This window comes from Ruegeria sp. AM1, assembly GCF_056540745.1.
In genome coordinates this window covers 47,140-59,468 of sequence record NZ_JBQFXH010000003.1, presented here as the reverse complement: position 1 = coordinate 59,468, position 12,329 = coordinate 47,140, and the positions used below count along the sequence as shown (strand labels likewise).

Below are 12,329 nucleotides of genomic sequence, written 5' to 3'. Positions count from 1 at the left end.
AGGAGTGGATCATGTCATCGGCCCCATCCATATTGTCCCAAGGGACCAGAAAGTACTTTCAACCCGAAGATCCGTTCAAACCAGAAAGCGCGATTGAAAAACGGCTGGCCTTTCTGGTCGGGCTGGTCGCGTTTGGCCTGCCTGCTATCCTGGCCGCTGGGGCGGTTTTTGGCGACAGCTGTTTTCGCGACAGCATCAGCCACTTCTACTATGCGCAGTTCTTGGGGCCGATTTTCGTCGGGCTGCTGATCTTCATCGCCGGGTTCATGATTGCCTATACCGGTGATCATTTTGTCGAAGACAGGTTAAGCTCGCTCGCCGGGCTTGGGGCCATTATCGTAGCCTGCGTCCCGACACTGGGCAGCGGGTGCGAAAAGCCCGAGACGTTCCTATCCCGTGTCTTTGTCGAAGTCACCAACGGCCAACAGATCAAGGTCGCCGAGGCCGACGGGCAGGAATTTTTCAGCCTGTTCGATGCCGCCAGCGACTGGCACTTGGTCGCCGCCGGCGTCCTGTTCATTTATCTCGCGTTGTACTGCCTGCTTGTCCTGAAACGCGTGGTTCCCGCGCGTCATGAAAAAGATGGCGTACTGATCGAGAGCAAGCGCAAGCGCAATCAGCTCTACAGCGCGTGCGGGATAACGATCCTGGTGTGCGTCGCGTTGCTGTTTCTCAAAAGCAAAATTGGCGGCCAGAACTTTCTGGACTGGTGGAACAGCCTGAACCTGACCTTCTTTGTCGAAGCGATCGCACTTTGGGCGTTCGGGGCCGCGTGGTGCGCCAAAGGCCGCGTTTTTGAAAGGTTGAACGACGGCTAATCGGTGCGCTGAAACGTCAGATAATGGGGCCTCCGCCCTTCGCGCAGGGCTTTCTGCTCATATCGTGTCGAAATCCAGTCATCCCATGGCTCGCGCCAATCCTTGGGGCGTTCCGCCAGCCATTTGAAACCGGCCTGCGGCACCTCTTCCAGGGTCTGGCGCACATAATCAGGGATGTCTGTCGCCACGCGAAAGATCGCTCCGGGCCTCAGCACCCGGGCGAGCGGCTGCAGATGCTCTGGCGTTACAAAACGCCGACGGTGATGTCGGGTTTTGGGCCACGGATCGGGATAGAGAAGAAAGGCCCGAGAGATGCTGTTGTCAGGCAAAACATCAAACAGATCACGCACATCCCCTGGGTGAACCGACAGATTTTCGACACCCGCCCGCCGGATTTTGCCCAGCAGCATGGCAACGCCGTTGATATATGGCTCAGCCCCGATGATGCCGATATCAGGATTTTGCTGAGCCTGATGCACCAGATGCTCGCCGCCGCCGAAACCGATCTCCAACCAAGTGGGCTTGCCACCGAACAGCCCTTGCAGGTCAAGCGGACGGCGTTCCGGGTTGGTGTCCCAATCGACAGCCCCCGGAGACAGGTCCGCCAGATCTTCGGACAGATACGCCTTTTGGCTTTGCTTCAGGGCTTTGCCTTTGAAGCGTCCATAAAAGTTTCTGCGCGGGCGTTGTGGGGTCTCGGTGCTCATGGCGCTGGCCATACTGCGCGACCGGGGTCGTTGCAAGAGTGCAGGCAAGCAGCACCGCAATGCAGGATGAAAAAAGCGCGCCGCAATCGGGCGCGCTTTGGGTCTCAGTTTTAGACGGCTGCTTTCAATGCGTCCGCCAGGTCAGTCCGCTCCCAGCTGAAACCGCCATCAGCGCCCGGTTCACGACCGAAATGACCATAGGCAGCCGTGCGCTGGTAAATGGGCTTGTTCAGTTGCAAATGCTGACGAATACCGCGCGGGCTCAGATCCATGACCTGATCAATGGCCTGTTCAATCTCGCGATCTGCAACCTGACCGGTGCCATGAGTGTCGGCATAGATCGAAAGCGGCTTGGACACGCCAATCGCATAGCTCAGCTGGATCGTGCAGCGCTCGGCCATTCCGGCGGCAACCACGTTTTTGGCCAGATAGCGCGCGGCATAAGCCGCCGAACGGTCAACCTTGGTCGGGTCCTTGCCCGAGAACGCGCCGCCCCCGTGCGGGGCCGCACCGCCATAGGTGTCCACGATGATTTTCCGGCCTGTAAGGCCCGCATCCCCATCCGGACCGCCAATGACGAATTTCCCGGTCGGGTTCACGTGCCACTCAGTCTCAGCACTCAGCCAGCCGTCGGGCAGGATTTCGCGGATATAGGGTTCGACGATCACGCGGATGTCGTCTGAGGTCAGCGCCTCATCCAGATGCTGGGTCGACAGCACGATCGAGCTGACGCCGACCGGCTTGCCATCCCGGTACACCACCGACAGCTGCGATTTCGCGTCCGGGCCCAGCGCCGGCTCGGTGCCGTTCTTGCGCACTTCAGCCAGACGGCGCAGGATCGCGTGCGAGTACTGAATGGGCGCGGGCATCAGCGCGGACGTCTCGGTCGTTGCATAACCGAACATGATACCCTGATCGCCAGCCCCTTCGTCCTTATCGCTCGACGCGTCAACACCTTGCGCGATATGGGCCGATTGTTCGTGAAGCAGGTTCGTCACCTCGACGGTTTCGTGGTGGAACTTATCCTGTTCGTAACCGATATCTTTGATACACGCGCGCGCGATATCTTCGATCCGGTCCATGTATTCATGCAGCTTTTCCTGATCCGACAGGCCAACTTCGCCACCGATGACAACGCGATCGGTCGTGGCAAATGTCTCGCACGCCACGCGAGCTTCGGGCTCTTCGCTCAAAAAAGCATCAAGTACGGCATCTGAAATACGGTCACAGACCTTGTCGGGATGCCCTTCGGAAACGGATTCCGAAGTAAAAGTGTAGTTCTGTCGGGACATAAAAGTGCTCCATTGAGATTACCCCCGTCACGTCAGGAAGCCGTTGTGACAAGCGACCGTGGGCATACGCCCAGAGGCGAATAGGGTCAATCGCAAATTAGTCCAAGCTGTTTCGGGCGTTGCGCCAAAACAGCGCAAACAAGACCAGCAGCACCAGAAAAACCGCCCTATCCCCCAGACGCGCATAAAGCGTCGGTGTAAGCGCGCGCGGTAACGTCGCATCCACATACCCCGCCTGCCCCAGAGGCAGCGATGCAGTGATACGCCCAAGCGGGTCGATCATGGCAGATACGCCGGTATTAGCCGATCGCATCATCGGCAGTCCTTGCTCAATCGCGCGCATCTGCGCCTGAGCAAGATGCTGATACGGCCCCGAGCGGGTTCCAAACCACGCATCATTGGTGATCTGCAGCAGGAAATCCGCACGCGCAGGCGCGGAAAGTACGTCTTGCGTGAACACCGCCTCATAGCAGATCAGCGGCAAGGCCATCCCCAGTTTTCCAGCGTCCAGCAGATCAGCCCCGGGCCCCGAACTGAACCCATTTCCGGTTGTCGCTGCCAATCCGTGAATGCCGAACTTGGCCATCAGGTCTCCAAAGGGAACATATTCGCCAAAAGGCGCCAGATGGTGCTTATCATAGAGGCCCGCCTGCTGCCCATCCTCATCCAGATAGACCATCGAGTTGTAAATCCGCGCGCCATCCCCGCGCTGGATGCCCAAGACAACCGGCACGCCCTGGGCCGCATCGGCGATGGCCGCAAGATGGGGCTGTGCGCTTCCCAGCCAGGCAGGCACCGACGTCTCGGGCCAGACGATCAGATCCGGTCTGGGCTCTGCCGCCGTAAACTCGATCTGACGCGCAAAGAACAGCGGCGCATAATCACGGTCCCATTTCTGATGCTGCGGCGCGTTCGGCTGAACCATCCGCGCGATGTTGTCACTGTCCACCACTTCTGGGCGCATCGATGCATAGATCAGGGCAAGAGCGGCCAGACCAACCGACATCGCAACAGGCATTGCATACCCCCTTGCGCTTTGACCGCTGACCAAAGCCGCGCCCAAAGGCAAAGTTGCAAACAAGGTTAGCGCCGTCAGGCCATAGGGCCCCACAATTGCCAACATCTGCGCAACCGGCGTATCCACCCAGACCTGCGACGGGCCAGCCCATGGAAAGCCGGTCAGCACATATCCGCGCGCCATCTCGGCCAGCGACAGGCTGACGGCCAGCAACAGGGCTTGCCGCCCCTGCCCTGTCGCCCCCGGCCTGCGCGCGACCCAGAAGGCCAAGGCCCAAAACAACGCCAACCCAGCTGCCATGAAACACAGCGCAAACGGGGCCATCCAGGCATGGCGCTCGGCATCAACCTGAAACGGCTCGATGATCCAGTTCAGCGCGTGGGCAAAATATCCGGTGGCAAAGCACCACCCGACCCATGCGGCCTGCACGCGCGTTGCGCTGGCCAGAAACAGCGGCGCAATCAGCGAAAACGCAATCAGCGTCGCGATCCAATAGCCAAACGGGGCCAACCCAAAAGCCCCCAGCGCGCCCAGCATCGCCGCCAGAACAAGCCTCAGCCAGACAGGCCAACCGGCGGCAGGGTTCATGCAACGATATCCGGCAACATAACGCGCAGCCGCTTGATCCGGCGTGCATCCGCGTCGACCACTTCGAACTCGGGCCCTTCGGGGTGCGGCACAACCTCTCCCCGCGCGGGAATGCGCCCCGACAGCATAAAGACAAGACCGCCTAATGTGTCGATCTCTTCTTCATCCACATCTTCGTGGCTGGTCAGCGAGCGCCCGATCTCGGCTTCAAACTCCTCAAGTGGTACCCGCGCTTGGACGACATAACAGCCGGGTTTCTCCTGAAACCAAAGCTGATCTTCGTCAGCGTCGTGTTCGTCAGCGATTTCACCAACAACCTGTTCAATCAGGTCCTCAATCGTCAGCAGACCGTCGACACCGCCATATTCGTCGATCACCAGCGCCATGTGACGGCGTTCAGTCTGCATTTTGGTCAGCAGAACGCCGATTGGCATGGACGGCGGCACGAATAACAACGTGCGCAACATCGCGCGCATCTCGAATTCGGCCGAGCCGCCATTGAACCCGTGCGTCAGGGCGAAATCCTTAAGGTGAACAAAACCCAGCGGCGTATCCAGCGTTCCGTCATAGACCGGAATACGCGACAGGCCACTGTCGCGAAACAGCTGCGCGAGCTCTTCTTTGGTCGTAGTCAGGGGGACCGACACGATCTCTGCCGTCGGTATCGCCACATCCTCAACCCGCATACGGCGCAAGTTGATCATGCCCCGTGGCTGTGCCGCGTCTGTTTTGTGGCCGTTTACCAACTCGGCCTCATCTTCGTCATGCGAGGAGAATGCATCAATTATTCGAGTAAGAAATCCGCTTTTCTCTTCGGTAGTGTCGTTGCCGTCCTGCGGAAGCGCGCTGTGCGCCGCCCTAGAACTGCCGTCTGTGTCGCCCATTATCCTGTTCCAATTTCTCAGGCACAAATGCCCGCGTTACCCATTATATGGGTCATCAATACCTAATTTGCAAAGTATCTCGACCTCGACACCCTCCATCAAAGTGGCGTCTTGGTCACGAATGTGGTCATAGCCCAGCAAATGTAACATCGCGTGAATGATCAGATGCGTAACGTGATCTTCGATGGCCTTCCCGGCCTCGCGGGCCTCATACGCGCAGGTATCGTATGAAATCGCGATGTCGCCCAGCGCAATTTCACCCGTAAAATCAGGGCTTGGCGGCAAAGGCGTCTTGCCTGCTGCTTCGGGTGCCAGATCTTCGGCAGGCCAGCTCAGCACATTGGTGGGGGTCGGTTTGTCCCGAAACTCGGCATTCAGCTCGGCGATCCGTGCATCGTTGCATCCCAGCAGGCTGATCTCGCACAGCGCGGCGTCCAGTCCGAAGTGATCAAGCACCGCACCGATGGCCCGCCCGGACAGCACCTCAAGATCCTGCCAGCGCGCATCTTCAACCGAGATTTCCAGGTTCATGCCGCCATCTTTCGTTTGCCCCAGCCGATTGCGGGGCCGGCACTTATCCCGTTTCCCGGCCCGCGTCGGCCTCATACGCTTCGATGATGGCCGCGACAAGCGGGTGGCGGACCACGTCTTTCGAGGTGAAATAGTTAAAGCTGATGTTCGGAATCGTTTTTAGCAACCGTTCCGCATCCGCCAGCCCCGACTGGACCCCACGCGGCAGATCGACCTGCGAGCGGTCACCCGTGATCACCATACGGCTGCCTTCGCCCAGACGGGTCAGGAACATTTTCATCTGCATCGTCGTGGCATTCTGCGCTTCATCCAACACAACAAATGCATTGGCCAGCGTCCGTCCGCGCATAAAGGCCAGAGGAGCGATTTCGATTCGCTTCTCCTCGATCAACTTGGCCAGCTGTTTGCCCGGCAGGAAATCATTCAGCGCATCATAGAGCGGCTGCATGTAGGGATCGACCTTGTCCTTCATATCACCGGGCAGATAACCCAGTTTTTCACCCGCTTCGACGGCCGGACGGCTGAGGATAATACGATCCACGTGACCACCGATGAACATCGACACGCCAACGGCAACCGCCAGATAGGTCTTACCGGTTCCAGCAGGCCCGATTCCAAAGGCCAATTCGTTGTTAAATAACGACTGAACATAGGCTTTCTGAGCATCCGTGCGCGGCTCAACCAGCTTCTTTCGCGTCTTGATCTCGACCGTACCGCCTTTGAACATCTCAAGCTGGTCACCATCGCGCGAGCCGGTTTCGGCCTCTGAGTTGCCCATCCGCAATTCTCGGTCGACATCAGCGGCCTCAACCTCGCGCCCCCCTTCGAGCCGGCCGTACAAGGCCTGAAGCACCTCAATCGCCTGTTTCTGGGCATCTTCGTCCCCCAGAACAACAAGCTGGTTGCCGCGGCGGACAATCTGAACCGAAAGCTTGTGCTCGATATCAGTCAGATTGCGGTCATATTCACCGCACAGATCAATCAAGAGCCGGTTGTCTGGAAATTCAACAAGTGCCTCGCGCTGAGGCATTTCATCTTGCGGTGGGGTCAGTTCACCGATGGCCAATCCGTTCTCCTGTCTTGGCGTTTCACCCCGAGCGTAGACAACAAAACTCGGTGGGCGCAAGCAACAGTTTCAAAAATTTACCACTGATGGCAAAACCGCAAGTCGCCCCGGGATTTCGGCCAGGGCCATCCTAAAACCGATAGTTCAGACCAAACCGCAGGTTGCGATAGTTAGGCGTGGATTTGGTGGAAAAGCCCGAGCTGAAGTCAATTTGCTTTGAGTCGAACTGAACGTATTCATATTCACCCGTAATGGACCACCTGTCGGTCAGCTGGTGTTCGGCACCGATGCTGGCTGAAAAACCACTGCGGCGATCATTGTCCACCGAGGTTTGCGTCGACGTTCCGCTGGTGATGCTGCTTGACGTCGAGATGTCCCCGCTCACATACCCCACCGAGACGAAATACAAGATGCTGCGGCTACGGTTGGTCAGACCATTGCGTAGTTTGATCGAGAGCACATCCGAAATCTCGGACCCCGCGCCCACGACGGTGCCGCTGATGTTGGATTGCGTGCTGTCTTCGAGGCTTCCGAAATCATAACCGACTTCAAAACCATAGACATAGTCGCGCCCGCCTATTGCGGGCAAAACACCGCGCCAGCCGCCCCGGACGCCGCCAAATCCACCGGATGTTTCAAGCTCACCGACTGCAAAGGTTCCACCGCTGGTCCGTAATCCGAAACGGTCACTGCCGCCGTTCGCATATCCGCCCGATATGCCCAGATAGAACGCGCTGACATCATCCGAAAGACGTTCTGGCCCAACAACAGCCGGGTCATCGGTGCCCACGGTCAGATTACCGCCGACTGCGGCGCCCGCACATAAAGTGGCCAGAGCCACTCCCAAGAGGGCTTGTCCAAACTTCGGAATAAAAACTCGACTAACAGCTACCACTCTTACCCTCCATCACTGCGAACAGACAATCAGGCCTGCGCAAGCCTTGCTAAGCAGGGTTCAAACATCACCCCTGACAAAGGCTAGCTATGCTGGGAGCATGCTTCAAAGCAATAAATCAAGTATTAATTTTAGTGTAGAACACCAGTTATGGTATATAAACTGCCCATATCAGCAGGTTCAGATTAACTCTCCGGCAAGAGAGTTCGCGCCCGATGCGGTGATCCGAACATCGCGCAAATCTCCGGCGGCGATACTTTCACCAACGACGTGAACCGCATGAAGATACTCGGATTTCCCGACCATCTGCCCGGTCAGACGCCCTGGTTTTTCGAACAATACGCGTACGGTGCGACCGACCATGGAATCCTGAATTTCGCGCTGATGGCGTGTAATCATGGCCTGCAAGCGTTGCAGACGGTCATCTGCCGCTTCTTCGGCAACCTGTGGCCGTTCTGCCGCAGGCGTCCCCGGACGGGTCGAGTATTTGAAGGAATAAGCATAGCCGTACCGAACCTCTTCCACGAGGCTCAAAGTCGCCTTAAAATCCTCTTCGGTTTCTTCGGGGAAACCAACGATAAAATCACCCGACATCAGAATATCAGGCCGTGCCGCACGAATACGTTCAATAAGGCGCAGATAGCTTTCTGCAGTATGGCTGCGGTTCATTCGCTTCAGGATTTTATCTGATCCCGACTGCACCGGTAGATGCAGGTACGGCATTAGCTTGTCACAGGTCCCATGCGCTTCGATCAGATCATCTGCCATGTCATTTGGGTGCGAGGTGGTAAAACGAATGCGCTCCAGCCCATCGACCTTGTTCAGCTCCCAGATCAGACCCGCCAGCGTCATGTCTCCATCAGGTCCCGCCCCATGATAGGCATTCACATTCTGACCCAGCAGAGTGATTTCCCGCACGCCGCGTTCCACCAACTCGCGCGCTTCGTTCAGAATGCGATCGGCAGGGCGGCTGACCTCGGCGCCGCGCGTATAAGGCACCACGCAAAAGGCGCAAAACTTGTCACACCCTTCCTGCACCGTCAGAAACGCCGTTGGGCCGCGCTTCGCTTTGGGACGGTTTTTCAGTTTCTCGAACTTGTCCTCTTCGGGGAAATCGGTGTCCAGCGCCTTTTCCCCGGCGCGGGTCTTGGCCTCCATCTCGGGCAGGCGGTGATAGCTTTGCGGGCCGACCACAAGGTCAACCATCGGCTGACGCCGCATGATTTCCTGACCCTCTGCCTGCGCAACACATCCGGCGACACCGATCTTGAGGTCCGGCTTTTCCGCTTTCAATCCTTTGAAACGCCCAAGCTCGGAATAAATCTTTTCTGCCGCCTTCTCACGAATATGGCAGGTGTTCAGCAGGATCATATCCGCATCATCAGGCGTTTTGGTCTCCACATACCCCTGACCGCCCAGCGCTTCGGCCATACGCTCGCTGTCATAGACGTTCATCTGGCAACCATAGGTTTTGATAAACAGCTTTTTCGGTTCGGACATGGGTTGGGCCTTTGCATTCGCTGGACCGGCGTCATCTATACGCATCGAACGCCGCTTGCAATGCCGCCGCAATTACCCGAATTTGTCGGAAATTTCCAGCAACGCGGAATGCCAGAAGACGATGCAGTACGACTCTCTCGATCACTTCATGAAAACCGGACAGACCGCGCTGACTAAGGGACCCGTTGCCCTTGTCTTTGCCGAGGATGATGTCGAGCTTGAAGGCACCCTGCGCCACCATCTGAACCTTGGGTTCAAATCTCTTGTGGCGTTCATGCCAGCCGAGTTCGAGCTGCCATCGGAACTGAACGAAACTATTCACCGCGTCGCCCTGACCTGCGCCCCAAGATCGGTCGTTTTTGACACAATCAACCGGATCACGCAGACCGCGCCTGATATCTGGTACTACTACTGCTACAACGCGGAATACCTGTTCTATCCGTTCTGCGAAACACGCTCGATCACCGAGATGCTAGCGTTTCACACCGAAGAACGCCGCGATGCGATGCTGTGCCATGTCGTTGACCTCTATGCCGAGGATCTTGCCGCCCATCCCAATGGCGTGGCCGCAGATCAGGCCCTGCTGGACAGCACAGGGTATTATGCCCACGCCCGCCATGATGCGACGGGTCAACCGCTCGAACGTCAGCTGGACATGTCAGGCGGCCTGCGCTGGCGATTCGAGGATCACATCCCCTATGAACGCCGCCGCATCGACCGGATTTCGCTGTTCAAGGCCGCGAAGGGCCTGAAACTGCTGCCGGATCACACGTTCAACGAACCCGAATACAACACCTACTCCTGCCCCTGGCACCATAACCTGACCGCAGCGATCTGTTCATTTCGGGCGGCCAAGGCGTTGAAGAGCAATGCCGGTTCGACCTTTGACATCCCCACGTTCAGTTGGCGCAACTCGATCGGCTTTCAGTGGAATTCCAACCAGTTGCTGGAGTTAGGCCTGATCGAACCCGGACAATGGTTCTAAACGCCTTCAGCGCTGCAGAACCGGAAACCAATCCTCACGCAAATGCTGACCGGGTGTCATCTCGTGTCCAGGAAACGGTGGCGACGTGCGCCCCGGGCGCTCGACATATCGCGCATCATCCCCCACCAGACGCAGGGAAAACGCACGGCGGCGGCTGTCCGAGTGGTTCCCGCGCGCGCCGTGCAGCGTGCGATAATGAAAGGCCACAGCGTCGCCCGGCTCCATCTCGAACTCGACAACCTTCATGCCTTCGGCATCCGGGTCTGGCACAGGAATATACTGACCCTCATCGGCAAAGAACCCTTCTTCCGATACCCAGCGTGTGGGCAGAACCTCTTTTTCCCACAGATGAGAGCCGGCCACGCATCGCAGCGTCGCCTGCCTGACCGGGTCCAGCGGAGACCAGAAGCTGATCGTTTGCCGCCCTTCGACAAAGTAATAAGGCCCGTCCTGATGCCATGGTGTGGCCATCGACGTTCCCGGCTCTTTGACCAGCACGTGATCATGAAACATCTGAACCGTGTTTGACTGCATCAGATCGGCGGCAACCTCAGCCGCAGGCGACTCTTCGATCACTTTGCGGAACTGCGGAATGCGGGACCAGTTGCAATAGTCGTCAAAGAAACGGCCGGTTTCACCAGCCTTTTTGTTTTCGGACGCATAGGGCCCCGGATCCGCCATATTGGCCGCCACCCCGTCGCGCAACGTCTCGACGTAATCCGCGAACAGACCTTTGACCAGAACAACACCGTCTGCCTGATAGTCAGCGATCATGTCCGGTGAGACGAGAGAATGCGGCATCTGCCCCTCCTGATTTTGTGCAATCAAAGACTGCGCAGATTTGTCAGGCGGGTTCAACTCACCATCAACAATGATGAGCGACCGGGCTGTTTGGTATCCGTGGCGGGAATTAAGGCTTCTTTCGCAGACGGATTACAACGTCGACCGAGGCGATTTCGACGCCTTCGGGCGCTTCGGGCAGTTGTTTGATCACCAGTTGATCCGAGGGCGCGTCGCTTAGGCGGCTTTCGTCTTCCCAGAAGAAATGCGGATGATCATGGGTGTTGGTGTCAAAATAGCTTTTTGACCCATCAACAGTGATCTCCTGCAGCACACCAGCCTCACAAAACGCGCGCAGCGTGTTGTAGACGGTAGCAAGCGACACCGCGTCACCCTTCTTTTTGGCCGACTCAAACAGGCTTTCTGCGGTGACATGGCGATGGTTCCCGTCGCCGACCAACAGTTCGGCCAATGCAACCCTTTGACGCGTCGGGCGCAGCCCGGCGTCAACCAACCAGTTTGTAGCGATGTTCTGGCTCTGAGGTGTCATAGATCGGATACCTGATTTCTGCTGATAATATATATAGGTGCCATTAGGTGGGAATTTCAAATGAAATTCATTCGCAAAGAATATGCTAAGCCGCACATGTTGTTGTCTGCTGCTCTTGCAGGACCTTGCATACGGGTGCTAGACGAGGCCAGATAGAACAAAACAGACCCCTGGCAGGAGAGGCGGCAAGAATGGCCCAATTCCCGAGCAGTTTTGACAAGGACGATCTGCTGAAATGCGCTCGTGGCGAGCTTTTTGGCCCCGGCAACGCACAGCTGCCTGCTCCGCCGATGTTGATGATGGACCGGATCACCGAAATTTCGGATGATGGCGGTGCGCATGGAAAAGGCCATGTATTGGCCGAATTCGATATCACGCCTGACCTTTGGTTCTTTGACTGCCACTTCCCCGGCAACCCGATCATGCCCGGCTGTCTGGGGCTGGACGGTTTGTGGCAGCTGACCGGCTTTAACCTCGGCTGGCGCGGCTGGCAGGGGCGCGGCATGGCCGTGGGTGTGGGCGAGGTCAAGCTGACCGGCATGGTGCGCCCTGACCGCAAAATGCTGACCTACAAAATCGATTTCAAAAAAGCGATCCAGACCCGCCGCCTGACGATGGGCGTGGCAGATGGTATCGTCGAAGCGGACGGTGAAATGATTTATGATGTCAAAGACATGAGAGTCGTTCTGTCTGACGCCTGACCCTGACAGGCCCG

General features: G+C 57.5%; 13 protein-coding genes and 1 riboswitch. Of the genes, 3 read left to right on the top strand and 10 right to left on the bottom strand.

Annotation, left to right across the window (positions count from 1 at the left end; all coding sequences use genetic code 11):
* Positions 1-11 precede the first annotated feature (11 nt).
* Positions 12-818 carry a hypothetical protein gene (locus ACR0I7_RS10715; protein WP_480510813.1) on the top strand — a complete coding sequence of 269 codons (807 nt, stop codon included), beginning with the start codon at positions 12-14 and terminating at the stop codon, positions 816-818.
* Here the strand turns inward: ACR0I7_RS10715 and trmB are convergent.
* From trmB to miaB, 8 genes are all read right to left on the bottom strand, one after another.
* Positions 815-1,525 carry a tRNA (guanosine(46)-N7)-methyltransferase TrmB gene (gene trmB, locus ACR0I7_RS10710; protein ID WP_480510811.1) on the bottom strand — a complete coding sequence of 237 codons (711 nt, stop codon included), beginning with the start codon at positions 1,523-1,525 and terminating at the stop codon, positions 815-817. The two genes, ACR0I7_RS10715 and trmB, sit on opposite strands and share 4 nt — an antisense overlap.
* A 110-nt stretch (positions 1,526-1,635) precedes the next feature.
* Positions 1,636-2,817 (bottom strand): methionine adenosyltransferase, encoded by a 1,182-nt coding sequence (metK, locus tag ACR0I7_RS10705; protein ID WP_480510809.1) that lies wholly within the window; start codon positions 2,815-2,817, stop codon positions 1,636-1,638.
* Between the two features lie 5 nt (positions 2,818-2,822).
* Positions 2,823-2,872, bottom strand: a riboswitch (SAM-SAH riboswitch).
* Positions 2,873-2,914: 42 nt separating this feature from the next.
* The gene (gene lnt, locus ACR0I7_RS10700; protein ID WP_480510807.1) at positions 2,915-4,423 is read right to left on the bottom strand and encodes an apolipoprotein N-acyltransferase; all 1,509 of its coding nucleotides are present in this window, start codon (positions 4,421-4,423) and stop codon (positions 2,915-2,917) included.
* Positions 4,420-5,307 carry a hemolysin family protein gene (locus tag ACR0I7_RS10695; protein WP_480510805.1) on the bottom strand — a complete coding sequence of 296 codons (888 nt, stop codon included), beginning with the start codon at positions 5,305-5,307 and terminating at the stop codon, positions 4,420-4,422. Before ACR0I7_RS10695 ends, lnt begins: the two co-directional genes overlap by 4 nt.
* 36 nt (positions 5,308-5,343) lie before the next feature.
* Entirely contained in the window at positions 5,344-5,838 is a 495-nt protein-coding gene (ybeY, locus tag ACR0I7_RS10690; protein WP_480510803.1) for an rRNA maturation RNase YbeY, read from the bottom strand.
* A 43-nt stretch (positions 5,839-5,881) separates the two neighbouring features.
* Positions 5,882-6,904 carry a PhoH family protein gene (locus ACR0I7_RS10685; protein WP_480510801.1) on the bottom strand — a complete coding sequence of 341 codons (1,023 nt, stop codon included), beginning with the start codon at positions 6,902-6,904 and terminating at the stop codon, positions 5,882-5,884.
* 130 nt (positions 6,905-7,034) lie between these two features.
* Entirely contained in the window at positions 7,035-7,745 is a 711-nt protein-coding gene (locus tag ACR0I7_RS10680) for an outer membrane protein (protein ID WP_480510799.1), read from the bottom strand.
* Between the two features lie 234 nt (positions 7,746-7,979).
* Entirely contained in the window at positions 7,980-9,299 is a 1,320-nt protein-coding gene (gene miaB / locus ACR0I7_RS10675) for a tRNA (N6-isopentenyl adenosine(37)-C2)-methylthiotransferase MiaB (RefSeq protein WP_480510797.1), read from the bottom strand.
* Between the two features lie 121 nt (positions 9,300-9,420).
* Here miaB and ACR0I7_RS10670 point away from each other — a divergent pair, with 121 nt between their 5' ends.
* The gene (locus ACR0I7_RS10670; protein ID WP_480510795.1) at positions 9,421-10,284 is read left to right on the top strand and encodes a hypothetical protein; all 864 of its coding nucleotides are present in this window, start codon (positions 9,421-9,423) and stop codon (positions 10,282-10,284) included.
* A 6-nt stretch (positions 10,285-10,290) separates the two neighbouring features.
* On the opposite strand, the gene ACR0I7_RS10665 is transcribed toward ACR0I7_RS10670, so the two are convergent.
* Positions 10,291-11,085 carry a phytanoyl-CoA dioxygenase family protein gene (locus ACR0I7_RS10665; protein WP_480510793.1) on the bottom strand — a complete coding sequence of 265 codons (795 nt, stop codon included), beginning with the start codon at positions 11,083-11,085 and terminating at the stop codon, positions 10,291-10,293.
* A gap of 109 nt (positions 11,086-11,194) precedes the next feature.
* Complete coding sequence (gene irrA, locus ACR0I7_RS10660; RefSeq protein WP_480510791.1) at positions 11,195-11,614, bottom strand: iron response transcriptional regulator IrrA; 420 nt, start codon at positions 11,612-11,614, stop codon at positions 11,195-11,197.
* A gap of 191 nt (positions 11,615-11,805) precedes the next feature.
* Between irrA and fabA the strand changes: the two genes are divergently transcribed.
* Positions 11,806-12,315, top strand: coding sequence for a bifunctional 3-hydroxydecanoyl-ACP dehydratase/trans-2-decenoyl-ACP isomerase (gene fabA / locus ACR0I7_RS10655; protein WP_171100566.1), 510 nt, complete (start codon positions 11,806-11,808; stop codon positions 12,313-12,315).
* The last annotated feature ends 14 nt before the right edge of the window (positions 12,316-12,329 follow it).